The sequence below is a fragment of the Achromobacter sp. Marseille-Q0513 genome, assembly GCF_018195695.1.
GTDB lineage: Bacteria > Pseudomonadota > Gammaproteobacteria > Burkholderiales > Burkholderiaceae_B > Achromobacter.
The window spans coordinates 1-24,579 of sequence record NZ_JAGTJY010000086.1 but is presented as its reverse complement, the minus strand read 5'-3'; the positions used below and the strand labels follow the sequence as shown (position 1 = coordinate 24,579).

General features: G+C 66.5%; 24 protein-coding genes. 15 read left to right on the top strand and 9 right to left on the bottom strand.

What is annotated here, in order from left to right; translation table 11 throughout:
• Window positions 1-104 precede the first annotated feature (104 nt).
• The 7 genes from KDH83_RS17590 to KDH83_RS17560 all read right to left on the bottom strand — a co-directional run bounded on the left by KDH83_RS17590 (window position 105) and on the right by KDH83_RS17560 (window position 7,832).
• Window positions 105-317: a hypothetical protein gene (locus KDH83_RS17590; protein WP_199770995.1), complete on the bottom strand. Its 213-nt coding sequence runs from the start codon at window positions 315-317 to the stop codon at window positions 105-107.
• 212 nt (window positions 318-529) lie between these two features.
• Window positions 530-2,200, bottom strand: coding sequence for a THUMP domain-containing protein (locus KDH83_RS17585; protein WP_212318185.1), 1,671 nt, complete (start codon window positions 2,198-2,200; stop codon window positions 530-532).
• A 36-nt stretch (window positions 2,201-2,236) separates the two neighbouring features.
• Window positions 2,237-2,665: a CopD family protein gene (locus KDH83_RS17580; RefSeq protein WP_212318183.1), complete on the bottom strand. Its 429-nt coding sequence runs from the start codon at window positions 2,663-2,665 to the stop codon at window positions 2,237-2,239.
• A 141-nt stretch (window positions 2,666-2,806) separates the two neighbouring features.
• On the bottom strand, window positions 2,807-4,258 hold the full coding sequence (locus tag KDH83_RS17575) for a bifunctional 2-methylcitrate dehydratase/aconitate hydratase (RefSeq protein WP_212318181.1): 1,452 nt from the start codon (window positions 4,256-4,258) through the stop codon (window positions 2,807-2,809).
• An 89-nt stretch (window positions 4,259-4,347) separates the two neighbouring features.
• Window positions 4,348-5,553, bottom strand: coding sequence for a 2-methylcitrate synthase (gene prpC, locus KDH83_RS17570; protein ID WP_212318179.1), 1,206 nt, complete (start codon window positions 5,551-5,553; stop codon window positions 4,348-4,350).
• Window positions 5,554-5,648: 95 nt separating this feature from the next.
• Complete coding sequence (gene prpB, locus KDH83_RS17565; RefSeq protein ID WP_103273204.1) at window positions 5,649-6,539, bottom strand: methylisocitrate lyase; 891 nt, start codon at window positions 6,537-6,539, stop codon at window positions 5,649-5,651.
• A 303-nt stretch (window positions 6,540-6,842) separates the two neighbouring features.
• Window positions 6,843-7,832, bottom strand: a complete 990-nt coding sequence (locus KDH83_RS17560) for a malate dehydrogenase (protein WP_212318177.1) — start codon at window positions 7,830-7,832, stop codon at window positions 6,843-6,845.
• 341 nt (window positions 7,833-8,173) lie between these two features.
• On the opposite strand from KDH83_RS17560, the gene KDH83_RS17555 reads away from it, so the two are divergent.
• The 15 genes from KDH83_RS17555 (at window position 8,174) to KDH83_RS17485 (ending at window position 23,040) form a co-directional block, all read left to right on the top strand.
• A complete protein-coding gene (locus tag KDH83_RS17555; protein WP_212318175.1) occupies window positions 8,174-8,959 on the top strand; it encodes a GntR family transcriptional regulator in 786 nt (261 codons plus the stop codon).
• Between the two features lie 135 nt (window positions 8,960-9,094).
• Window positions 9,095-9,508 carry a succinate dehydrogenase, cytochrome b556 subunit gene (gene sdhC / locus KDH83_RS17550; RefSeq protein WP_212318173.1) on the top strand — a complete coding sequence of 138 codons (414 nt, stop codon included), beginning with the start codon at window positions 9,095-9,097 and terminating at the stop codon, window positions 9,506-9,508.
• Window positions 9,508-9,891, top strand: coding sequence for a succinate dehydrogenase, hydrophobic membrane anchor protein (gene sdhD, locus KDH83_RS17545; RefSeq protein ID WP_103273208.1), 384 nt, complete (start codon window positions 9,508-9,510; stop codon window positions 9,889-9,891). The genes sdhC and sdhD overlap by 1 nt, the downstream gene beginning before the upstream one ends.
• 3 nt (window positions 9,892-9,894) lie before the next feature.
• On the top strand, window positions 9,895-11,673 hold the full coding sequence (gene sdhA, locus KDH83_RS17540) for a succinate dehydrogenase flavoprotein subunit (protein ID WP_212318171.1): 1,779 nt from the start codon (window positions 9,895-9,897) through the stop codon (window positions 11,671-11,673).
• Between the two features lie 18 nt (window positions 11,674-11,691).
• Window positions 11,692-12,408: a succinate dehydrogenase iron-sulfur subunit gene (locus KDH83_RS17535; protein WP_024068140.1), complete on the top strand. Its 717-nt coding sequence runs from the start codon at window positions 11,692-11,694 to the stop codon at window positions 12,406-12,408.
• A gap of 164 nt (window positions 12,409-12,572) precedes the next feature.
• Window positions 12,573-12,833 (top strand): succinate dehydrogenase assembly factor 2, encoded by a 261-nt coding sequence (locus KDH83_RS17530; protein ID WP_212318169.1) that lies wholly within the window; start codon window positions 12,573-12,575, stop codon window positions 12,831-12,833.
• Between the two features lie 19 nt (window positions 12,834-12,852).
• On the top strand, window positions 12,853-14,163 hold the full coding sequence (locus KDH83_RS17525) for a citrate synthase (RefSeq protein ID WP_103273211.1): 1,311 nt from the start codon (window positions 12,853-12,855) through the stop codon (window positions 14,161-14,163).
• Window positions 14,164-14,503: 340 nt separating this feature from the next.
• Window positions 14,504-15,451: a helix-turn-helix domain-containing protein gene (locus KDH83_RS17520; RefSeq protein ID WP_212318167.1), complete on the top strand. Its 948-nt coding sequence runs from the start codon at window positions 14,504-14,506 to the stop codon at window positions 15,449-15,451.
• Between the two features lie 297 nt (window positions 15,452-15,748).
• Window positions 15,749-17,164, top strand: coding sequence for an amidase (locus tag KDH83_RS17515; protein ID WP_212318165.1), 1,416 nt, complete (start codon window positions 15,749-15,751; stop codon window positions 17,162-17,164).
• A 38-nt stretch (window positions 17,165-17,202) separates the two neighbouring features.
• Window positions 17,203-18,441, top strand: coding sequence for an ABC transporter substrate-binding protein (locus tag KDH83_RS17510; protein ID WP_212318163.1), 1,239 nt, complete (start codon window positions 17,203-17,205; stop codon window positions 18,439-18,441).
• A gap of 70 nt (window positions 18,442-18,511) precedes the next feature.
• Window positions 18,512-19,372, top strand: a complete 861-nt coding sequence (locus KDH83_RS17505) for a branched-chain amino acid ABC transporter permease (protein ID WP_249205178.1) — start codon at window positions 18,512-18,514, stop codon at window positions 19,370-19,372.
• 1 nt (window position 19,373) lies between these two features.
• Entirely contained in the window at window positions 19,374-20,417 is a 1,044-nt protein-coding gene (locus tag KDH83_RS17500; RefSeq protein WP_212318161.1) for a branched-chain amino acid ABC transporter permease, read from the top strand.
• Entirely contained in the window at window positions 20,417-21,145 is a 729-nt protein-coding gene (locus KDH83_RS17495; protein ID WP_212318159.1) for an ATP-binding cassette domain-containing protein, read from the top strand. The genes KDH83_RS17500 and KDH83_RS17495 overlap by 1 nt, the downstream gene beginning before the upstream one ends.
• Window positions 21,142-21,837, top strand: a complete 696-nt coding sequence (locus KDH83_RS17490) for an ABC transporter ATP-binding protein (protein ID WP_249205177.1) — start codon at window positions 21,142-21,144, stop codon at window positions 21,835-21,837. The genes KDH83_RS17495 and KDH83_RS17490 overlap by 4 nt, the downstream gene beginning before the upstream one ends.
• Before the next feature lie 156 nt (window positions 21,838-21,993).
• The gene (locus tag KDH83_RS17485) at window positions 21,994-23,040 is read left to right on the top strand and encodes a hypothetical protein (protein ID WP_212318157.1); all 1,047 of its coding nucleotides are present in this window, start codon (window positions 21,994-21,996) and stop codon (window positions 23,038-23,040) included.
• Between the two features lie 18 nt (window positions 23,041-23,058).
• Here KDH83_RS17485 and KDH83_RS17480 read toward each other — a convergent pair whose 3' ends face one another.
• Both KDH83_RS17480 and KDH83_RS17475 read right to left on the bottom strand, forming a co-directional pair.
• Window positions 23,059-24,408, bottom strand: a complete 1,350-nt coding sequence (locus tag KDH83_RS17480) for an ATP-binding protein (protein WP_212318155.1) — start codon at window positions 24,406-24,408, stop codon at window positions 23,059-23,061.
• Window positions 24,405-24,579, bottom strand: a 175-nt coding sequence (locus tag KDH83_RS17475) for a winged helix-turn-helix domain-containing protein (RefSeq protein ID WP_212318188.1), incomplete at its 5' end; no start/stop codon positions are given. The genes KDH83_RS17475 and KDH83_RS17480, both read right to left, overlap by 4 nt.

The following is a 24,579-nucleotide window of genomic DNA, read 5'->3' as shown; positions in this document are numbered from 1 at the left end:
GGACAGGGGCGAAAAAAAACCCGCCGGTGAGGGCGGGTCTATAAAAGGGGCTATGCAGCCCCCAAGGGGAAATCTGTCCGGGCCCGCCGGGGGCCCATCGGCGCTCAGGCGGCCGAGTGCGCGTCCTTCGCGCTCGCCTTGCCAACCAGGGCGCGGATGCCGTGGGCCAGCTTGCGCAGTCCGGCGGCCAGGGCGCGCATCGGGTGCGGGCGGAATTGCTCTTCGATCGCCTGGAGCATCAGTTGACGCTCGAGTTCGTCGGTCAGGCGGATGGTGTTGTTCAGGTTCGTCACGTTAGCCTCCACGGGCTTGCACATTTGTTTAGCTACTAGGGATAACCCGAATTATAGGGTTTACCCTGGTCGTGTGCAAGAGGCTGGTGCGAATCGGCAACACCGTGTAGCCGATGATGCCCCAAAACGTTGCGGCGGGGCACCATAAGCAAAGATAGCTGCACCATGTTGCGGCGCTTTTACAACGAGGCGTCCATTCCGAAGGACGCCGGCGCCCCGTTGCGGGGCGCCGGGAATCAGGCGTCCCGGTAGCCCGCGGCCACCAGCTCGAAACCGAACAGGCGGCAATCCAGCGCGCCGTTGTGCAGCGGCACGCGGCGCTTGGGCTTCAGGCGCATGCGCTGGGGCAGTTCCAGGTCACTGGTGATGATGTGCAGTTGCCAGCCGGCGAAGTTGCGCTTCAGGCAGGTGGCCCATTCGGACCAGAGCTGCGCGTCCTGCTCGGTCGGCATCCGCTCGCCGTAGGGCGGGTTGGTGACGATCCAGCCATGGTCGGCCGGCGCCTGTATGTGGCGGGCGTCGCCCACTTCAAAGCGGATCGACTCCGAGGTCAGCCAGGCGCGTTCGGCGTTGTTGCGGGCGAATTCGACCGCCTGCGGATCCAGGTCGTAGCCGACCAGCGGCGCGTCCAGCTGGGGCAGGATGCGGGCGCGGGCGTCTTCCTTGAGATCGCGCCAGCGACGCGGATCATGGCCGCGCAGCCGCTCGAAGCCGAACGGGCGCGAGATGCCGGGAGGCACCCCCAGCGCGATCCAGGCGGCCTCGATCAGGATGGTGCCCGAGCCGCAGAACGGATCCAGCAGCGGGGCCGCCGGATCCCAGCCGGCCAGGGCCAGCATGCCGGCCGCCAGGTTCTCGCGCAGCGGGGCCTCGCCCTTGTCCAGGCGCCAGCCGCGCTTGAACAGCGATTCGCCGGAGGTGTCCAGGTACAGCGTGGCGGTATGGCCGGTCAGGAACAGGTGCACGCGCGCATCGGGGCGCACGGTGTCGATGTCGGGGCGTTCGCCTTCGCGCTCGCGCAGGCGGTCGCAGATGCCGTCCTTGGCGCGCAGGTTGCAGTATTGCAGGCTCTGCACCGGGCTCTTGATCGCCGACGTGTCCACGCGCAGCGTCTGCTCGGCGCCGAACCAGCGCTCCCAGGGCGTGGCGCGGGCCAGGTCGAGGATGTCGTCCTCGTGCGAGATCTCGGCGTGCGCGACCTGGACCAGGATGCGCGTGGCCAGCCGCGAATACAGATTGGCACGCTGCACGCCGGCCCAGTCGGCGCTGAAGGAACAGCCGGCGCGGCCGGCGCGGGCGTCTTCATAGCCCAGCGCCTGCATTTCCGCGGTCAGCGCTTCTTCCATGCCCTGGGGGCAGGGCGCGAAGACCTGGAACACCTCGGCCTGGCGCGGTTCGCGCGGGCGGCGGCGCGCATGAAAGTCGGCTTCGTCGCGGGCTTCGGTGGCGTATTCGATCTCGTCGTCGTGATCAGGCTCGGGCGCGAATTCCGGCGCCGGGCCGTCGTCCTCGAACGGATCATAGAAGCGGCCCGCGGGCGTGGCGGGCGCGACGTACTGGTTGTCGCGGTCGCGCGGGGCGCGGGCGGGCTTGGCGCCAGCGGCGCGGCGCGGTGCGTCGCCGTCATCGCGCCGGCCGCGGCCGGCGTCGGCTCGTCCGGCGCCGCCACGGGCCGCCGCGGGCTTGCGCGGGGCGCGTTCACCGTCGCCGGCGTCGCGCGCGGGCGCGTCCGGCGTCTTCAGGCGTTCGATCTTTTCCTTGTCGCGCTCGATCTGGGCGACCAGGCGGGCGCGGGCGCCGCTGCGGCTGCGCTTGGCGGGCGCGGCCTCGCTTTCGGCGCGGGCGTCGCGCGCGGTTTTCTTGATTGTCAGCGTCTTGCGCGGACGGTCCTGTTCATCAGAGGACATGCGGATCCTGGCTTATGGGCAAAGGCAGAGGGGGAATCAGAAGGGTTTGACGACGACCAGCGCCACCACCGCCAAAAGCAGCAAGACGGGAACTTCGTTGAACCAGCGATAGAACTTGTGCGAACGGGTGTTCTTGCCCTGTTCGAATTTGCGCAGCATGACGCCACAGGCGTGATGGTAGCCGATCACGAGCAGCACGAAAAAGAGCTTGGCGTGCATCCAGCCGTTGCCAGGGCCCACGCCGATGCCGTAGCCCAGGTACAGCCACATGCCCAGGACGACGGCGATCACGGCCAGCATGGTGGTGAAGCGGTACAACCGGCGCGCCATGCCCAGCAGGGTGGCCTGGACCGAGGCGTCGGATTGCTGGGCCAGGTTGACGAAGATGCGCGGCAGGTAGAACAGCCCGGCGAACCAGGAGGCGATGAAGACGATATGGAAGGTCTTGACCCAGAGCATGGCCATGGCGCGGTCCCGTTTGCGTGGAAAGCCGCATTGTAAGCCGCGGCTTTTGCGCGACTGGACGGTCTGGCGGGCGTGGACGCTGCGCCAGGTCAAGAGGGCGGGAAGGAAGCGCCACGGGCGCTTCCGGGATTCCTGCCTTGCCTAGATCACATAGAGGTCGACGTATTCGTTCACCGGCATCGCCTCCAGCCGCGCCTGGTCCAGCGAAGTATCCAGGATGCGGCGCTGCTGCCGGTCCGGGAACACCCGGGCGAGGTTGGTGCGGAACTTGGCTTCCAGCAGCGGGATGCCCTCGGCGCGGCGGCGCAGGTGGCCGATCGGGTATTCGCAGACCACCTCGTCCAGCCTGGCGCCGTCCTCGAACTCTACGGTCAGCGCGTTGGCGATGGAGCGCTTGGCGGGATCGTGATAGTCGCGGGTGTAGGCCGGATCCTCGACGCAGACGATCTTGGCGCGCAGGGCGTCGATGCGGGGATCGCGCGCCACGCCGTCCTCGTAGTCGGCGGCCGTCAGTCGGCCGTACAGCAGCGGCACGGCGACCATGTACTGGATGCAGTGGTCGCGATCGGCCGGGTTGTTCAGCGGGCCCTGCTTGTCGATGATGCGGATGCAGGCCTCGTGCGTGCGGATGACGATGCGGCTGATGTCCTCGACCTTGCGCCCCAGCAACCGCAGCTGTTCGTGCAGCTGCATCGCGCATTCCACCGCGGTCTGGGCGTGGAACTCGGCCGGATACGAGATCTTGAACAGCACGTTCTCCATCACGTAGCTGCCGTAGGGCCGCTGGAACTTGAACGGCTGTCCCTTGAACAGCACGTCGTAGAAGCCCCAGGTCTTGGCGCTGAGCACCGACGGATAGCCCATCTCGCCGCTGCGGGCGATCAGCGCCAGGCGCACGGCGCGGCTGGTGGCGTCGCCGGCGGCCCAGCTCTTGCGGCTGCCGGTGTTGGGCGCGTGGCGATAGGTGCGCAGGCTCTGGCCGTCGACCCAGGCCAGCGACACGGCGTTGATGACTTCGTCGCGGTCCAGGCCCAGCATCTGCGCCACCACGGCGGTGGATGCCACCTTGACCAGCACGACGTGATCCAGGCCGACCTTGTTGAAGGAGTTCTCCAGCGCGATGCAGCCCTGGATCTCGTGCGCCTTGATCATGCCGGCAAGCACGGCGCGCATGGTCAGGGGCGGCTTGCCGGCGGCCACGGCGGTACGCGACAGCCAGTCGGCGACGGCCAGGATGCCGCCCAGGTTGTCGGACGGATGGCCCCATTCGGCGGCCAGCCAGGTGTCGTTGAAATCCAGCCAGCGGATCATCGCGCCGATGCTGAAGGCGGCTTGCACCGGATCCAGCTGGAACTGGGTGCCGGGGACCTTTGCGCCTTGCGGCACCACCGTGCCGGGCACGATCGGACCCAGCAGCTTGCGGCACGCCGGGTACTCCAGCGCTTCCAGGCCGCAGCCCAGCGTGTCGATCAGGCAGTTGCGCGCGGTCTCGTAGGCGAGATCGCTCTGGATGTCATGGTTGAGAACGTAGTCCGCGATATCGGCCAGCACCTGGTCGGGATCGGGACGCACGTTGGAGATGGGGGCGGACATGCGGATACCTCTCCTGGAAATGGATACAGGAGGCCGCGACGGGCCCGCGCGGCGCCGGATGGGACGACGACGGGCCCGGGGCGGTCACGTTACTTCCGCTTCTCGATCGGTACGAACTTCTGGTCTTCCGGGCCCACGTAGTTGGCGGTGGGGCGGATGATCTTGTTGTCGACGCGCTGTTCGATGATGTGGGCCGACCAGCCCGCCGTGCGCGCGATGACGAACAGCGGGGTGAACATGGCGGTGGGCACTCCCATCATGTGGTAGCTGACGGCCGAGAACCAGTCCAGGTTGGGGAACATCTTCTTGATGTCCCACATGACGGTTTCCAGGCGCTCGGCGATGTCGAACATCTTGGTGCTGCCGGCCTTCTTCGAGAGCTTGCGGGCGACTTCCTTGATGACCTTGTTGCGCGGGTCGGACACGGTGTAGACCGGGTGGCCGAAGCCGATCACGACTTCCTTGGCCTCGACGCGGCGGCGGATGTCGGCCTCGGCTTCGTCCGGGGTCTCGTAGCGCTTCTGCACTTCGAAGGCGACTTCGTTGGCGCCGCCGTGCTTGGGACCGCGCAGCGCGCCGATGGCGCCGGTGATGGCCGAATAGATGTCCGAGCCCGTGCCGGCGATCACGCGGCCGGTGAAGGTCGAGGCATTGAATTCATGCTCGGCGTACAGGTTCAGCGAGATGTGCATGGCGCGCACCCACTCTTCGCTGGGCTTCTCGCCGTGCAGCAGGTGCAGGAAGTGGCCGCCGATGCTGTCGTCGTCGGTCTGCACGTCGATGGTGCGACCGTTGTGGCTGTAGTGGTACCAGTACAGCAGGGCCGAGCCCAGGTTGGCCATCAGGCGGTCGGCGATGTCGCGCGCGCCGGGCAGGTTGTGGTCGTCCTTCTCGGGCAGCACGCAGCCGAGCACCGACACGGCCGTGCGCATCACGTCCATCGGGTGGCTGGCGGCGGGCAGCGCTTCCAGCGCCAGCTGCAGCTGCACCGGCAGGCCGCGCAGGCTGCGCAGCTTTTCCTTGTAGGCCTTCAGTTCGGCCTTGGTCGGCAGCTTGCCGTGGACCAGCAGGTGGGCGATTTCCTCGAACTCGCAGGTGTCGGCGACATCCAGGATGTCGTAGCCGCGGTAGTGCAGGTCGTTGCCGCTGCGGCCGACGGTACACAGCGCGGTATTGCCGGCGACGACGCCGGACAGCGCCACGGATTTCTTGGGCTTGAACGCCGCCTTTTCCTCGGGCTGGGCCTGCGTCTTCGCGTCCGCCTTGGGGGCTTGCTTCTTGGGGGCCGTGCTCATGTCTCTACTCTCCTTGCCTTGCGGGATGGTCAATGCAGTGGGACGGGCGGGCGCGGCGGATCGCCGCCGCGCCGGCCGCCGTAGACGGTGCGGGACTAGCCCTTGTTCTTCTGGAACAGGGCGTCCAGCTTCGATTCGAATTCGTGGTAGCCGATGCGGTCGTACAGCTCTTCGCGCGTCTGCATCAGGTCGACCACGTTCTTCTGGTGGCCGTCGCGGCGGATGGCGGTGTAGACGGCCTCGGCGGCCTTGTTCATGGCGCGGAACGCCGACAGCGGGTAGAGCACCATGCCCACGCCCACGCTCTTGAGTTCCTCGACCGAGAACAGCGGGGTCTTGCCGAATTCGGTGATGTTGGCCAGCACCGGCACCTTCACCGCCTTGACGAAGCGGTCGTAGGTGGGCAGGTCGTAGGCGGCCTCGGCGAAGATGGCGTCGGCGCCGGCTTCGACGCAGGCCAGCGCGCGCTCGATGGCGGCGTCCACGCCGTGCGAGGCGATGGCGTCGGTGCGGGCGATCAGGTAGAAGTCGCTGTCGGTGCGGGCATCGGCGGCGGCCTTGACGCGATCGGCCATTTCCTCGGTGCTGACGATTTCCTTGCCGGGACGGTGGCCGCAGCGCTTGGCGCCGACCTGGTCCTCGATGTGGCAGGCGGCCGCGCCGAACTTGATCAGGCTCTTGACCGTGCGGGCGATGTTGAAGGCCGAGGGGCCGAAGCCGGTGTCGATGTCGACCAGCAGCGGCACGTCGCACACGTCGGTGATGCGGCGCACGTCGGTCAGCACGTCGTCCATGGTGTTGATGCCCAGGTCCGGCAGGCCCAGCGAGCCGGCGGCGACGCCGCCGCCCGACAGGTAGATGGCGCGGTAGCCGGCGCGCTTGGCCAGCAGCGCATGGTTGGCGTTGATGGCGCCGATGATCTGCAGCGGGCTTTCTTCGGCCAGCGCGCGACGGAACAGGGCGCCGGGCGATTCGGGTCTGGACATGGGTGGTCTCCGTGTATGTGGACCGGGTGTTCTGGACGTCCCCGGGCAGTGGGTGTGCCGGTCCGCGGCGGGCCCGGCGCCGGCTCGTGGCTGGCGTCCGACCTTACCGCGGGTCCGGAAAATAAATCTGTCCCCTGCGCGACAATCGTTTGCGACGCATTTGCGGCGGCGCAAGCGGACAGGTGTATTTGCCGGGTTGCAGGCGTCCGAAGACGCCTGGCGGGCGGCCGGCGATCACGCTGCGCGCATCGCCGGCCTGTGAATTGGGCCCGCGAACGGGCCCAATTTCCATGCTCGACCTGATTACTTCAGCAGGTCCTTCACGCCGTCGCGCTCTTCGAGCAGCTCTTTCAGCGTGAAGTCCAGGCGCTCGCGCGAGAAGGCGTCGATTTCCAGGCCTTCGACGCGCTTGTATTCGCCGTTTTCGGTGGTGACCGGCACACCGTAGATGATGCCTTCGGGGATGCCGTAGGAGCCATCCGACGGGATGCCCATGGTGACCCACTTGCCGTTGCTGCCCAGGACCCAGTCACGCACGTGGTCGATGGCGGCGTTGGCGGCCGAGGCGGCCGAGGACAGGCCGCGCGCTTCGATGATGGCGGCGCCGCGCTTGCCCACGGTGGGGATGAAGGTGTCGCGGTTCCAGGCGTCGTCGTTGATCAGCTTGGCCAGGCTCTGGCCGCCGACCGTGGCGAAGCGGAAGTCGGGGTACATCGTGGGCGAGTGGTTGCCCCACACGACCAGCTTTTCGATGTCGGCCACGGCCTTGCCGGACTTGGCGGCCAGTTGCGACAGGGCGCGGTTGTGGTCCAGGCGCAGCATGGCGGTGAAGTTCTTGGCGGGCAGGTCCGGCGCCGACTTCATGGCGATGTAGGCGTTGGTGTTGGCCGGGTTGCCGACCACCAGCACCTTGACGTTGCGGCTGGCGACGTCGTTCAGGGCCTTGCCCTGCGCCGTGAAGATCTGGGCGTTGACGGACAGCAGGTCCTTGCGCTCCATGCCGGGGCCGCGCGGACGGGCGCCGACCAGCAGGGCCACGTCGGCGTCCTTGAAGGCGGTGCGCGGGTCGCTGTGGGCGGTGACTTCCTGCAGCAGCGGGAAGGCGCAGTCATCCAGTTCCATGATGACGCCCTTCAGGGCCTTTTGCGCTTTCTCGTCGGGGATTTCCAGCAGTTGCAGGATGACAGGCTGGTCTTTGCCGAGCATTTCGCCGGAGGCGATGCGGAACAGCAGGGCGTAGCCGATTTGGCCGGCGGCGCCGGTGACGGCGACACGCAAGGCGGGCTTGGACATGGACGTTCTCCGTAAGTGTTTGGCGAGAAGAAATCTCGACAATCAGTGTAATCGTTGGGCGCGGAAACTCAGCGCGGGCATGAGCCTCTGACAGCCCGAAATCCTAGATCGAATTTACGTGAGCGTCAATTTCTCTTATATCTTATATAAGACATAAGACGTTGGACAACGACGTCCGCGATGTGCCACAATGGAGCGTTTGTTCGAATGCGTCGCGGCACAGCCGGCTGCGCGCCTGTTCCTAGGCCAGATCACCGGCGGCGGCGCATCGTGGATGAGCATGGATCCCGTGCGCCGCATACTCATTCATCCGGATGGACATGACACTTTCAAGACGATCCATGGCAGACCCACGGCCCGAAACCGCCCTACGCACACGCGCCGCCCGTCCGGCGGGCGAGGGGGCCGCTTTCAGTCCGCTGTATCGCCAGATCAAGGAACTGCTGGTGCAGAGCCTTGATCGCGGCGAATGGAAGCCTGGCGAACTCATCCCCAGCGAAATCGACCTTGCCGCCCGTTTCCAGGTGAGCCAGGGCACGGTGCGCAAGGCGGTCGATGAGCTGGCCGCCGAACACCTGCTGCTGCGCCGCCAGGGCAAGGGCACCTTCGTCGCCACCCACCACGAAGCGCGCGTGCGCTACCGCTTCCTGCGCCTGGCCGCCGACGACGAGGCCCAGGCCGGGTCCGGCCGCGCCGAAAGCCGCATCCTGGAATGCCGGCGCCTGCGCGCGCCGGCCGAGATCGCGCGCGGCCTGGAGCTGCGCGCCGGCGAGACGGTCATCATGATCCGCCGCCTGCTCTGTATGGACACGACCCCCACCGTGGTGGACGACATCTGGCTGCCCGGCGCGAATTTCCGCGGCCTGACGCTGGAGCTGCTCACCGCCAACAAGGCCCCGATGTACGGCCTGTTCGAATCCGAGTTCGGCGTCAGCATGGTGCGCGCCGACGAGAAGCTGCGCGCCGTGGCGGCGCCGGCCGAAATCGCCCCCTTGCTTAATGTTTCCCCCGGCGCGCCGTTGCTGCAGGTGGACCGAGTGTCCTACACCTATGGTGACCGCCCCATGGAAATCCGGCGGGGTTTGTACTTGACCGATCGCTACCACTACCGCAATAGTTTGAATTGATGAGCTTTTTCCCTACGATTTGATACCAACCCGTTCTCTGGGCGAAAATACCGTGTTTGCCCGCAAGGGCCACGCAGAGTTCTCCCAGTTTTTTACGCCGTAACGATTCCCTAGTTCCGAAACACCGAGGCCGTCATGTCCGACACCGCTGCCAAGCCACGTCCGCAGTTTCGCAATATTGGCATTGCGCAAATTGCCAGCTACCGCCTGCCCCTGGCCGGCAAGCTGTCCATCCTTCACCGCGTGAGCGGTGTGTTGCTGTTCCTCTGTCTGCCCTTGGTCATCCTGCCGCTGTTCGCGGCCAGCGTGGCCGCCCCGCAGACGTTCGCGGCCGTGGCTGCCTACGCGGGTAATCCGATCGTCAAGCTCGTCCTGCTGGCCCTGATCTGGGGCTACCTGCATCACTTCTGTGCCGGCATCCGCTATTTGCTGCTGGACCTGCACATCGGCCTGGACAAGCAGACGTCCAAGAAGAGCGCCGGCGTGGTCTTCGGCATCAGCCTGGCGCTGACCGTCGTGTTCGCCCTCAAACTGTTCGGAGTGCTGTAATGGCCGAAGCAAAGAACTATGGCGCCAAGCGCCTGGTCGTAGGCGCCCACTACGGCACCATCGATTTCATCATCCAGCGCGTCACCGCGGTCATCATGGCCGTCTACACGCTGGTGCTGCTCATCGGCATCCTGGTGATGCCCGCCTTCACGTACGAGAACTGGACCGCGCTGTTCACGTTCTACGTGGGCGTACTTCCGGTCGGCCAGCTCCTGGCCACCCTCGCATTCATTGCGCTGGCCTGGCATGCCTGGATTGGCGTGCGCGACCTCTGGATGGACTACGTCAAGTCGGTGGGCCTGCGCCTGCTGCTGCAAGTGCTGACGATCCTCTGGCTGGTCGGTTCGGTCGTTTATTTCGCGCAAATCCTCTGGAGCATCTAAGCCGTGGTCTCTGTCATGAAATCCTTGCCGCGCCGCCAGTTTGATGTGGTGGTCGTCGGCGCCGGTGGAGCCGGCATGCGTTGTTCCCTGCAACTGTCCCAGGCGGGCCTGTCGGTCGCCGTGCTGTCCAAGGTGTTCCCGACCCGTTCGCACACCGTGGCGGCGCAGGGCGGCGTGAGCGCCTCGCTGGGCAACATGAGCGAGGACAACTGGTACTGGCACATGTACGACACCGTCAAGGGCTCGGACTGGCTGGGCGACCAGGACGCCATCGAGTTCATGTGCCGCGAAGCGCCGAACGCCGTGTACGAGCTCGAGCACTTCGGCATGCCGTTCGACCGCAACCCCGACGGCACCATCTACCAGCGTCCGTTCGGCGGCCACACCGCCAACTTCGGCGAGAAGCCGGTCCAGCGCGCCTGTGCCGCTGCCGACCGCACCGGCCACGCGCTGCTGCACACCCTCTACCAGCGCAACGTCGCCGCGCGCACCCAGTTCTTCGTCGAATGGATGGCGCTGGACCTGCTGCGCAACGAAGCGGGCGACGTCGTGGGCGTGACCGCCCTGGAAATGGAAACGGGCGAGATCTACATCCTGGAAGCCAAGACCACGGTGCTGGCCACCGGCGGCGCCGGCCGCATCTGGGCCGCTTCCACCAACGCCTTCATCAACACCGGTGACGGCCTGGGCATGGCCGCCCGCGCGGGCATCCCGCTGCAGGACATGGAATTCTGGCAATTCCACCCGACCGGCGTGGCCGGCGCCGGCGTGCTGATCACCGAAGGCGTGCGCGGCGAAGGCGGCATCCTGCTGAACAAGGATGGCGAACGCTTCATGGAGCGCTATGCGCCCACGCTGAAGGACCTGGCCCCGCGCGACTTCGTGTCCCGCTCGATGGACCAGGAAATCAAGGAAGGCCGCGGCTGCGGTCCCGACGGCAGCTACGTGGTGCTCAAGCTTGACCACCTGGGCGCCGACGTGATCAACAAGCGCCTGCCCTCGATCCGCGAAATCGCCATCAAGTTCGGCAACGTCGACCCGATCAAGGAACCGATTCCCGTCGTCCCGACCATCCACTACCAGATGGGCGGCATCCCGGCCAACTACCACGGCCAGGTGCTGACGCGCGAAAACGGCGAGAACAAGATCGTCAACGGCCTGTACGCCATCGGCGAATGCGCCGCGGTGTCGGTGCACGGCGCCAACCGCCTGGGCACGAACTCGCTGCTGGACCTGATCGTCTTCGGTCGCGCCACCGGCAACCACATCGTCAATTCGCACCCGGAACGCCAGCACTCGCACCAGCCCGTGCCGCAGCAGGCCGTGGAATTCTCGCTGGACCGCGTCAACAAGCTGGAATCGCGCACCTCGGGCGAAAAGACCCAGGACATCGGCAATGCCATCCGCTTCTCGATGCAGCGTCACTGCGGCGTGTTCCGCACGCTGGAGCTGCTGAACGAAGGCGTGACCCAGATCGAAGACCTGGCCAAGCAAGCCGACAACATCTACTTCAAGGACAAGTCCAAGGTGTTCAACACCGCGCGCGTCGAGGCGCTGGAACTGGCCAACATGACCGAAGTGGCCCGCGCCACGATCAAGTCGGCCGCCAATCGCACCGAAAGCCGCGGCGCGCATGCGCTGGACGACCACCCGACCCGCGACGACGAGAACTGGCTGAAGCACACGCTGTGGTACTCCGAAGGCAGCCGCCTGGACTACAAGCCCGTGCAGATGAAGCCGCTGACGGTCGAGTCCTTCCCGCCCAAGGCGCGTACCTTCTAAGTCCGGATAGAGCCTACTATGAGCACCAAGAGAATCGTCAAGTTCGAAATCTACCGCTACGATCCGGACAAGGACGAGCGTCCCTACATGCAGAAGCTGGAAGTCGAACTCCAGCCGACCGACAAGATGCTGCTCGATGCGCTGGTGCGCATCAAGAACGACGTCGACGACAGCCTGGCGCTGCGCCGCTCGTGCCGTGAAGGCGTGTGCGGTTCGGACGCCATGAACATCAACGGCAAGAACGGCCTGGCCTGCACGACGAACCTGCGCGAGCTGAAGGAACCGATCGTGCTGCGTCCGCTGCCCGGACTGCCGGTGATCCGCGACCTGATCGTGGACATGACGCACTTCTTCAACCAGTACCACTCGATCCGCCCGTACCTCATCAACGACACGCCGCCGCCCGAAAAGGAACGCCTGCAGTCGCCCGAGGCCCGCGAAGAGCTGGACGGCCTGTACGAGTGCATCCTGTGCGCGTGCTGTTCCACTTCCTGCCCGTCGTTCTGGTGGAATCCGGACAAGTTCGTCGGCCCGGCCGGCCTGCTGCAGGCCTACCGCTTCATCGCGGACAGCCGCGACGAAGCCACCGGCAGCCGCCTGGACAACCTGGAAGACCCGTACCGCCTGTTCCGTTGCCACACCATCATGAACTGCGTCGACGTCTGTCCGAAGGGCCTGAATCCGACCAAGGCGATTGGCAAGATCAAGGAACTGATGGTCCGCCGGACGGTCTAGTTTCAAGCAGTTTTTTTTATCGCCGCGCGCTCCGGGATCGGGTCCTCCCGGAGAGCGGCACGCCGAAGGGCGGCGCGGGTTGCAGGCATTGTGCCGCCGGGCCGCTCCCAGGCGGCAACGCCCCTGCGGGGCGCGGCGCGTAGGGCCTTCATTTAGGTGTAACGATGAGCAGGCTTACTGAACTGGAGCGGGCGCGACTGCGTTGGCGGGCGCGCCGCGGCTTGCTCGAAAACGACTTGATCATCACCCGGTACCTCGACGCCCATGAAGCCGAGCTCACCGACGATGATGTAGCCGCATTGACGCAGCTCTTCGAGATGGGAGACAACGATCTTCTCGACCTGCTGCTGGCCCGCAAGGAACTCGAGGGCGCGCTGGACACGCCCCGGCTCCGCAACATCATCGGCCAGATGCGGTCGCTCTGATTAATTGAGAGGAAAAAACATGAACCTGTCTGACAAAAAAGCCACGCTATCCTTCTCGGACGGCAGCGCCCCCATCGAGTTTCCCGTCTACAAGGGCACGGTCGGTCCGGATGTGATCGACATCCGCAAGCTGTACGGCCAGACGGGCATGTTCACGTTCGACCCCGGCTTCATGTCCACCGCCGCCTGCGAATCGGGCATCACGTACATCGACGGCGACAAGGGCGAACTGCTGTACCGCGGCTTCCCCATCGAACAGCTGGCCGTGAACTGCGACTTCATGGACATCTGCTACCTGATCCTGAACGGCGAACTGCCGAACGCGACCCAGAAGGCCGATTTCGACTCGCAAGTGACCCATCACACGATGGTGAACGAGCAGCTGCACTTCTTCCTGCGCGGCTTCCGCCGCGACGCGCACCCGATGGCCGTCCTGACCGGGCTGGTCGGCGCGCTGTCGGCGTTCTACCACGACTCCACCGACATCACCAATCCCCAGCACCGTCACATCTCGGCCATCCGCCTGATCGCCAAGATGCCGACGCTGGTCGCGATGGCGTACAAGTACTCGCAAGGCCAGCCCTTCATCTATCCGCAGAACGACCTGTCCTACACGGGCAACTTCCTGCGCATGATGTTCGCCACGCCGTGCGAAGAGTACAAGGTCAATGAAGTCGTCGAGCGCGCGCTCGACCGCATCTTCATCCTGCACGCCGACCACGAGCAGAACGCCTCGACCTCGACCGTGCGCCTGTGCGGCTCGTCGGGCACCAACCCCTTCGCCGCCATCTCGGCCGGCGTGGCTTGCCTGTGGGGCCCGGCTCACGGCGGCGCCAACGAAGCTTGCCTGCAGATGCTCGAAGAACTGCAAGCCAACGGCGGCATCGCCAAGGTCGGCGAGTTCATGGAGAAGGTCAAGGACAAGAACTCGGGCGTGCGCCTGATGGGCTTTGGCCACCGCGTCTACAAGAACTACGACCCGCGCGCCAAGCTGATGCAGGAAACCTGCAAGGAAGTGCTCTCGGCCCTGGGCCTGGAAAACGACCCGCTGTTCAAGCTGGCCATGGAACTGGAACGCATCGCCCTGTCGGATCCGTACTTCGTGCAGCGCAAGCTGTACCCGAACGTGGACTTCTACTCGGGCATCGTGCAGCGCGCCATCGGCATCCCGACCTCGCTGTTCACGGCCATCTTCGCGCTGGCCCGCACGGTGGGCTGGATCGCCCAGTGGAACGAAATGCTGTCGGACCCCGACTACAAGATCGGCCGTCCCCGCCAGCTGTTCACCGGCTCGGTCACGCGCGACGTGCCCCCGATGGACAAGCGCTGATCCTTCCGCGCTTGCGCAGACAAACCCGCCCGCTGTGGCGGGTTTGTTTTTTTGGGGCGCCGGGAACAGGCGCTTGCGCGTGGCGTCGAGCCAGGCGGCCCTGGCGTTGTCGGCACTGTCACATCTGACAGGGAACGGGTAAACACCAATTCAAAGGCATATGCCTTTTGGCAGAATCCATCGAAAACAGCGAGGGCGGAAAGCCCCTTGCGGCAGCACGCAGGCAGCAGCATCAAGCATCAGGCAGCAACTGGCGTCGGGCCGCGGGCAGCGGGCGGGGCCAGCCGCAGTCCCGCAAAGACAGCGCCGCCCGCCGGCGCCAGCCCTGCCGGGGGGAAAATTGAAGCTGAACTATTCAACCGAGGCGCTGACCGAGCGCCAGCGGCCGGAATACTGGAACGAAGTCGTCTGCAAGCATTGCGTCCTGGCAGACAGCACCATCGAAAGCCCGCGCAAGTTCATCGGCAAGTACGCCGCCAAGTCGATCGACGAGATCGAGATCTCCCGGATGTCCTCGCCGCGCCATGTATGGGAGCGCGAGGCCACCCATATGCGCAAGGACTCGAACGAGGCCTTCCTGCTGACGCTGATGGAATCCGGGATCGGCCATCTGTCGCAGTCCGGCCGTTCCACGCAGGTCAACAATGGCGACATCGCGCTGTACGATGCGGAGCGCCAGTTCACCTATGACCTGACGCCTGAGTCCGTCCTATTGTTGCGCATCCCGCGCAAGCAGCTGCTGTATCGCGCGCCCTTGGCCGAGCGCTACACGGCCGTGCGCTTCACGCCGGACAAGCCCATCACCGGCCTGCTGGCCAGCATGCTGCGCGAAGCCGCCAGCGCCAATTTCACCGAAGACCTGCCCGCCGGCGTGCAAAAGCAGTTTGCCGCTTCATTGCTCGATCTGCTGGCCGCGACCATCCAGGTGCAGATGGCCGGCTGCGATCCCGAGGCCGACGAACGCGAGCGGCGGTTGCAGCGGGTCAAGCAGTACATCGAATCGCAGCTGGACGATCCGCTGCTGACCGTGGGCCGCATCGCCAGCGCCCTGAACATGTCCGAGCGCACGCTGACCCGCCTGTTCGCGCACAGCGGCAGCACGCCCATGCGCTGGGTCTGGCAGCGCCGCCTCGAGGCCGCCTACTGCGCGTTGAAGGAGGGCCGGGCGCGGCAGGTGACCGTAGCGGCGTTCCGCAACGGCTTCAACGACGTCGCGCACTTCAGCCGGCTCTTCAAGCTCAGCTACGGCCATTCGCCGAAGGATCTGCTGAGCCGCCCCAGGCGCTGAACGGCGTCGAACGACACCGACCGCAAGGCCGGCCGCGAGCCCTGGACAGGGCCGCGCGCCGGCCTTTTTCATTGCAGGGCCCCAAGATGAAAAGCGCCTCCCTTGGGGGGCAGCAAGCGCGCGTGGTGTGCCGTACATGTCCGCATGCCTTGTCCGTGGCGGCCACAGTCAAGCGCCGTGGCCGCCACGAGCAAGAAATCCCGTTCCGAGCGCCTTAGTCTGCATGCAGGCAAGCATCTAGGCATTTCAGTTTGTTCACGGCGCGGGCGCGCCAACTGCACGGACAGGGAGAACGGGATGAATCACGATGATCTGCACTACATGGGAATGCGCGAAATCGGCCTGGCCATCCAGGCTGGCGAGCTTTCCTCGGAAGCCGTCACCGAACGCCAATTCGAGCGCATCGCCATGCTTGATGGCCAGCTCAAGAGCTACGCATTGCTCATGAAGGACGGCGCGCTGGCCGCCGCTCGCCAGGCCGACAGGGAAATCGCGCAGGGCCAGGTGCGGGGCCCGTTGCATGGCGTGCCCGTGGCCGTCAAGGACCTGTGCTGGACCGCCGACGCGCCGACGGCCTTCGGCACCACGATCTACCGTGGATTCCAGACCAACGAGGACGGCACGGTGGTGAAACGCCTGCGTGAGGCGGGCGCCGTCATCCTGGGCAAGGTGCAGCTGACCGAGGGCGCGCTCACGGATCATCATCCTGATATCGATCCGCCCGTGAACCCCTGGAACCCTGCCCACTGGACCGGCGTGTCCTCCAGCGGCTCCGGCGTCGCGCCGGCGGCGGGCCTGTGCTACGGCGCCATCGGCACCGACACTGGCGGCTCCATCCGCTTTCCGTCGGCGGCCTGCGGCGTGACCGGCATCAAGCCCACCTGGGGACGCGTGAGCCGCTACGGCGCGTTCGAGCTGGCGGCCTCGCTCGATCACCTGGGTCCCATGACCCGCAGCGCGGAAGATTCGGCGGCGATGCTGGGCGTCATCGCGGGCGCCGACGACAACGATCCCACGGCCAGCCAGTTGCCGGTGCCCGACTATCTGCGCGAAATGGAGCGCGGCGTCCGAGGGCTGCGCATCGGCGTCGACACGCGCTGGAACCACGATGATGTCGACGCGCCCACGCGCCGCATGATGGACGAGGTCGTGCGGGTAATGACGGAGCTGGGGGCCGAGATCGTCGAGGTCCGCGCGCCGGACGCGGTCGACGTGCAGCGCAACTGGTTCAACCTGTGCGGCATCGAGGCCGCCGTGGTCCATGAAAAGACCTATCCCTCGCGCAAGGACGAGTACGGCCCGGCGCTGGCCAACCTGATCGAAACGGGCCGGGCGCTGCGCGGCACCGACTACCAGAAGATCCTGCTGCAGCGGGCCGCGTACACGGGCCGGATGCGCGCGCTGATGCGGCAGGTGGACGCGCTGCTGGTGCCGACCACGCCGATCGCCTCGCCCACGGTGGCGCAGATGCATGTCTCCGGCCAGGAATACGTGGACATCTGGTTCGCCATGATGCGGTACACGGCGCCGCTGGACATGGCCGGCGTGCCCACCATCACGCTGCCGGGCGGCTTCCTGCCGGACGCGGGCACGCCCATCGGCTTCCAGTTCGTCGGCGCCGATTTCCGCGAAGACCTGATCGTGCGCGCCGCGCACGCCTATCAGCAGGCCACCGACTGGCATCGCCGGCGTCCGGACCTGGCCCGGGCCTGACGGGCCTTGATCGCGGACACCCAACGCAAGGAGCATCCATGTCTCTCAATCGACGCGGTTTCATCAAGACGGCCGCTGGCGCGCTGGCCTACGCCAGCAGCTTCGACCTGTTGGCGCAGGCGAAGATCGATTCGTCCAGGCCCATCAAGGTCGCCAACCTGCTGGACAAGACCGGCGTCCTGAACAACTACTGCCTGAAGCAGATCAAGGCGGTCGCCATGGCGGCCGACGAGATCAACGCCGCCGGCGGCCTGCTCGGCCGCAAGGTGGAAATCATCTTCTACGACACGCAATCCAGCAACCGGCTCTACTCGCAATACGCGACCCAGGCCTTCGTGCGCGACAAGGTCGATGTGATCCATGGCGCGGTGGCAAGCTCGGCGCGTGAGGTCGTGCGGCCCATCGTGCAGCGCTTCAAGGGGCTGTATTTCTACAACGCACTGTACGAAGGCGGCGTCTGCGACCGGCGTCATGTCTGCCCCGGCATGGTGCCAGGGCAAGAGCTCGATCCGCTGGTCGACTACGTCATCAAGGAACGCAACGCCAAGACCCATTACATCCTGGCCGCCGACTACAACTACGGCCAGATCACCAGCAAGTGGCTGCAGAAATTCATCCGCGAAAAGGGCGCCAGGGATGTGGCGGTCGAGTTCTTTCCGCTGGACGTGACCAACTTCGCGCCCGCGCTCAGCCGCATCCAGGCGGCCAGGCCGGACGCCGTGTGGTCCGCCCTGGTCGGCGATGCCCACATGAGCTTCTACCGCCAGTTCGAAGCCACCATCGGCAAGAAGAACATGACGCTGGTCGGCACCGTGTACGGCGCGGCCCGTGAAAACTCCATGCTCAGCGCGCAGGAGAACGACGGCACCATCATCGCCGCGTCCTTCATCGATACGCTGCCCACGGAAGCGGCAAAGGGCTTCGTCCAGCGCTACGCGCAGTTCACCGGGGAATCCGACTATATCGGCGAATACGGCGAGTACGGCTACCGGGGCATGATGCTTTGGGCCGAGGCTGTGCGGCGCGCCAGCAGCGTGGAACCCGACAAGGTGATCGCGGCGCTGCCGGGCACGCGCTACGACGGTCCCGGCGGGCTGTATTCCATCGACGAACAGGCCAACCACACCGTCATGGACATCCATATCGCCATCGGCAACAAGGACAAGGGCTTCGACGTCGTCAAGTCGTTCCCCCAGCGCCAGCCCAGCGACACGCAGGCGGTATGCGACCTGCGCCGCAACCCCGACGACACCCGGCAGTACGAACCCAAGCTCTAGATCCGGTAGCGCCCGCGCCGCCCATGCCGGCCGCGGGGGCGCAACCCTGCCTTACGTTGCGGAGAACGCCTTGGCATCGATCTACACCAATCTCTACCTCATCGTCTTCTCGATCTCGCTGATGCTGCTGATCAGCCTGGGACTGGCGGTGATCTTCGGCATGATGAAGGTCATCAACCTGGCCCATGGCGAATTCATGATGGTGGGCGGATACGCCTGCGTGCTGTCCGTCAACGCCGGCGCGCCGCTATGGCTGGGCGTGCTGGCCGGCGGCGTCGTCACGGGCCTGGCGGGCATCGTGGTCGAGCGGCTGGTGATCCGCCACCTCTACGGCCGGATGATGGACACGCTGCTGGCCACCTGGGGACTGTCGCTGCTGTTCGTGGGCGCGGCCACCACGGTGTTCGGCGCCTCCAGCATCGGCATGTCGACGGACTTCGCCAACGTCGCCATCGGCGGCATGAACGTGTCTTCCTACAACCTGGCGATCTGCGCATTCTCCCTGGCCCTGGTGGCGCTGTGCTGGTGGCTGGCGGTGCGGACCAAGGCCGGCCTGATCGTGCGCGGCACCATGCAGGCGCCGGAAATGGCCAGCTGCCTGGGCGTGGACAGGAATCGGGTGTACATGGCCACCTTCGGGCTCGGCTCCTGCCTGGCCGGGCTCGCCGGCGCGGCGCTGGCGCCCCTGACCGGCGTCAGCCCGGCCATGGGCGGCTTCTTCGTGGCCAAGGCCTTCATCACCGTCATCGTCGGCGGCCATCTGCCCCTGGTCGGCGCCAGCGCGGCGTCCACGCTGTTCGGCGCGATCGATGGCGCGGTGTCTTACGCCTACAGCTCCGTGCTGGGCGAGGTCACCATGCTGATCGCTGCGGTCCTGCTGCTGCGCATGCTGCCGCTGGGCATCACCGGCCGCATGAAGCGAGGTATCTAGCATGAGCGGTTCCACGTTTTCCATGGATTTCGACGCGCATGCGGGCCGTTCGCCGGGGCGTCCCTGGTGGTTCTCGGTGGCTGCCTGCGCTGCGCTGATGCTGGCCGTGCCGCAGTTTGGCGACACCGCGCTGCAGCTGGACCTGTCGCTGGTGATGATCCTGTCCCTGCTGGCGCTGAGCATGGGCTTCCTGTGGGGCTACGTCGGGATCCTGAGCTTCGGCCAGACGATCTTCTTCGGCCTGGGCGGCTATGCCTACGCGCTGTTCAGCCTCAACACGGACCTGCCGCTGGCGGCGTTCGCGCTGGCCGCCGTCGTGCCCATGCTGTTCGCGCTGCTGCTGGGCTACTTCATGATGTATGGCCGCATCAGCGACATCTACCTGAGCGTCATCACGCTGGTCGTCACGCTGATCTTCGAGAAGGGCGTGCGCGCCACCTCGGGGCCCGAGTACGTGATCGGCAGCGTGCGGCTGAACGGGCAGAACGGCATCCCCGGACTGCCGGGCCTGCCGCTGCGGATCGGCCCGCTCGACCTGCAATCCATCGAGGGCATCTTCTATCTGGCGCTGGGCCTGCTGGCCTTGGCGTACATCGGCATCCGCCTGTTCCTGGCCAGCGCGCCAGGGCGCGTGATGGTGGGCCTGCGCGAGAACGAGCGCCGCATGGAACTGCTGGGCTACGACAGCCGGCTGTACAAGCTGATGGCCTTCGTCATCGCCGGCGGCCTCGCGGGCCTGTCCGGCGGCCTGTACGCGCTGTGGGGAAATTTCGTCGGCCCGGAGATGTTCAGCCTGAATCAGGCCGCGATGGTGGTCATCTGGGTGATCGTGGGCGGGCGCTCGCTGCTGCTGGGCGCGATCATCGGCACCTTGCTGATCCAGTATCTCACCACCTGGCTGGGCACGGTGGGCGTGGGGCAGGTCACGCTGACCCTGGGCTTCATATTGATCCTCTGCGTGCTGCTGTTTCCGCAGGGGCTGGTGCCGGCGTGCAGGAGCCTGTTCGGCCGGCTGCTGCCGAGGCGGCGCGAAGGGGGCGACTGATGACGCAGCCAGACATCATTCTCGAAGCGCGCGGCGTGGGCAAACGCTTCGGCGGCGTCCGGGCGCTGGGCAATATCGACTTCACCCTGCGGCGAGGCGAGCTGCGCTGCCTGATCGGGCCGAACGGCGCGGGCAAGAGCACCTTCTTCAAGCTGCTCAGCGGCCAGATGGCGCCGTCGGAGGGCGACATCCTGTTCGATGGTCGCAGCATCCGCCGCGCGCAGCAGCATGCCATCGCGCAGCGGGGCATGGGCATCAAGAACCAGGTGCCCACCGTGCTGGACGGCCTGACCGTGGACGAGAACCTGTGGCTGGCGGCCAGGAGCGCCTGCGGCTCCCATGCGGCCCAGGATCGGGCGGAACAACTGAAGGCGCGGCTGGGGCTGCGCGCCGTCGCCCGCAAGCTGGTGGGCGAGCTGGCCCACGGACAGCGCCAGTGGGTGGAGATCGGCATGGTGGTGGCGCGCGAGCCCAAGGTCATCCTGCTCGATGAGCCGGCGGCCGGCATGAGCGACGAGGAAACCCTGCGCATGGCGGAGCTGATCCTGGAACTGAATGCGCGGGCGGCGGTGGTGGTGGTCGAGCACGACATGGCCTTCATCGGCAGGATCGCGCGCACCGTCACGGTGTTTCATCAAGGCGGCATCCTGCAGGAAGGCTCGTTCGCGCAGATCATCGCCGACCCGAGGGTGCGCGACGTTTATCTGGGACGAGGGCGCGGCGCATGAACCTGCTGACGGTCAACCATCTGTCGTCCGGCTATGGCCGCATCCCGGTCCTGGACGGCGTCCGCTTCCATGTCGGCGAATCGGAGTTCCTGGGCGTGCTCGGCCACAACGGCATGGGCAAGTCCACGCTGCTCAAGACGCTGATGGGCGTGCTGCCCGCCAGCGCGGGCGAAGTCTGCCTGCAGGATGCGGACATCACCCGTCTGCCGTCGCATGCCCGCGCCCGTCTGGGCATGGGGTATGTGCCGCAGGGGCGCGGCATCTTTCCCGGCCTGTCGGTGCTGGACAACCTGCGCTTTTCCGCCAAGGCCAATCCCGGCCGCAGCATGGACGTGGAAGAGATCCTGGCCGAGTATCCGCGCTTGAAGCCCCTGGCTGGCCGCCCCGGCGGCGCCTTGAGCGGAGGCGAACAGCAACTGCTGGCGCTGGCGCGGGCCCTGGTCGCGCGGCCCCGGCTGCTGTTGCTGGACGAACCCACCGAAGGCATCCAGCCTTCCATCATCGACGAGATCGTGGACAAGCTGAAGGAGGTGCGCGCGCGCCTGGGGCTGACCATCGTGCTGGTGGAGCAGAACATCGACTTCATCCGCCAGCTGTCGGATCGCGTGCTGCTGATCCATAAGGGCGTCATCACGCGGGCGCTGCAGCCGGACGAATTGACCGACGAGTCGGCGCTGGATCATTTCACCTAGTTGGGCGGGCGAGGCCGCGCGAGCGGTGGGTTGAAACACTGGGATACACCGCAGCGGATCAATCGATCGACTGGCGTATCATCCCCAGCCATGATCCCCGTCGCGCTACCTTCGATTGAATCCCTGCTTCTGCTGTTGGCCTCGCTGGGCGCAGGAGTGGCTCTGCTGATATGGCTGTTGCGGCTGCTGTTGAGCCGGCGGGCGCGTTCCCGCTTCGCCGCCAGGCCAGTGCTGGGCGCGGCGCTGATGCTGGTGTTGGCGCTGGCCGCCAGTTTCTACGTGTCGTTCCAATATCAGATGTGGCGGATCGACCGTGAATTCGCGCGCCAGGACGCCGCGCGGCGCGTGACGCTGGCCGAGGCGCAGACGCTGGGAGGCGTGCTGATGCCGGTCGGTGCGAGGTTGACCTTGGCCAAGGAAGGCGCGCTGGAAACCTACACCGAGGCGCTGTTCGATTCGCCGGTGCTGGCCTACGGCGTGCGCGTCTCGCGCATCGAACGCTACTTGCATACGGACTACGACTCCAAGACCTACGAGGAAATCCGCCGCTATCCCCATACCATTCATCTCTGGGGCGCGGGGCCGCAGTCCGTCGAGGGCTGGCAGTGCGATACGAGCCAGAAGCTGCGCCTGCGCGTGGAGGACCCGGACGGCCGTCCCGAGTTTGCCGAATGCGTGCTGGCCGTAGGCAACCCGATCGAGGGCGGGACCGGAACCTGGCCCGCGGGGACCGAGGTGCTGCGCATGAACGGCACCGTCTACACGGACGGGCACCGCGAGCCGGCCAACTGGATGGTCCGCGTGCACGATCCCCTGGGACTGCCGCTGGCGGGCCTGACGCTGGGCCGGCCCACGGTCTATCTGGATGAAAACCACCGGCTGCTGACGGTATCGGAGGCCGAATTGGCCTGCCCGCTGACGCTGGGCGAGATGCGCTATCCGGCGGGCACGCAGGTGAAGACGGCGGGCTATCCGCTGCGCCAGCGTTTTCCGTCCCAGTCCTGGGTGTTCAGCCCGGTGGCGCCCGGCCATGCGACGCGCGCGGGCCAGCCGCAGCCGGTGAACGACGGCATGTCCGTGGTGCAGGCGCCGGATGGCGCCGTGCTGGGCGTGTTGTCCAACGAAGAGGCGGGCGTGCTGCGCTTCGCGCGGATCATCGTCAACGAGACCGATCCGCAGGAGCCGCCGGTGCGCTGCCCCTGAGGCGCGGGCGCCGCGACGTCAGGGCGCGGACGGCGGGAACGTGACGGTCAGCGCGATGCCCTGGCCCTCCAGCCCGGCCCCCAGCGTGATCTCCGCGCCGTGGCGCCGGGCGATCTGCGCGACCAGCGCCAGGCCGATGCCGCTACCGCGCTCGCCGCTGCCCGCCACACGGTGGAAGCGGTCGAAGACGCGCTGCCGTTCCTGCGGCGCAATGCCGGGGCCGTTGTCCGCCACCTCCAGCACCGCGCCGCCGTTCTGCCTGTCGCGGCATGACACCATCACCCGGCCGCCTGCTGGCGTGTAGCGCAGCGCGTTGTCCAGCAGATTGCGCAGCAGCACGCCCAGTGCGTCCAGGTTGCCCGTGACGGCGCAGGCTTGCGTGTCCAGGACGATGCGCTGCTGCTTGCGCTGGGCGGCGGCCTCATAGTCGCGCGCGACCATGTCCGCCAGCAGGTCCAGGCGCAGGGTTTCCGGCACGCTGTCGCACAGGGTGTCGGTGCGGGCCTGGTCCAGCAGCTGCTCGGTCAGGCGGCCGGTGCGTATGGCCACGGCGCGCAGCTGGTCCACGGCTTGGGCGCGCTGCGGCGTGTCGGGGCTGCGCGCCACCAGCTCGGCCTGGGCGCTGAGCGCGGCCAGCGGCGTGCGCAACTCATGGGCGGCGTCGGCGAGGAATTCGCGCTCGCGCTCGACCGTCGCGCGCTGGCGTTCGAGCAGCTGGTTGATCGAATGGATGAACGGATGCAGCTCGGTCGGCATGCCCGCCAGTGGTACCAGTGTCTGATCCTGCGGCTGGCGTCGCAGGATCATGTCGCCCGCGCGGTCCACGGGCCTGAAGGCCCGGCGTATCACGCCCAGGGCCGCGGCCACGAGCAGCAGGAACATCAGCGTGGCGAAGATCAGACCGCGCGACAGGCGGTGGACATAATTTTCCCGCAACGCCTGGGTGGATTTGGCGGCCTGGACCTGGACGCGGCCGCTGGCGTCGTTGACGACGTAGACGCGCCAGGCCTGTCCGCCAGAATCAGCGGTGGCATAGCCGGGTTTGAAGTCGGCGATGAAGGGCGCGTCCGGGCTGTCCGGCGTGCGCTGCAGCAGCCGGCGATCAGCCAGCGACCAGACCTGCACACGGGTCTGGTCGGCGTCTTCCTCGGGCGTGGTGGCGACAGCCAGGCCGGCGTCGGGCGCGCGTTCGAGCAAGCTGTCCGGCGCCAGCGTCATGGCCTGTACCGCGGCGTCACGCAGGGACTGGTCCCACAGGCCGGTCTGCTCGTCGGTCATCATGCGGTGCTGGAGTGCGAATGCCGCGAACCAGGCGAGCGTCATCGTCAACAGCAACGCGGCCGCCAGGCGCTTGCGCAAGGATTTCATGGCGTATCGCCCGTCTCGATGCGGTAGCCGACACCGTGCGCGGTGACGATCAGGCCTTCGCCCAGCTTGCGCCGCAACTGGTGGATATAGACCGCCACCGTATTGCTTTCTATGGTGCCGCTGCCGCCGTACACGGCCATTTCCAGCTGCTCGCGGCTGACGGTCTGGCCC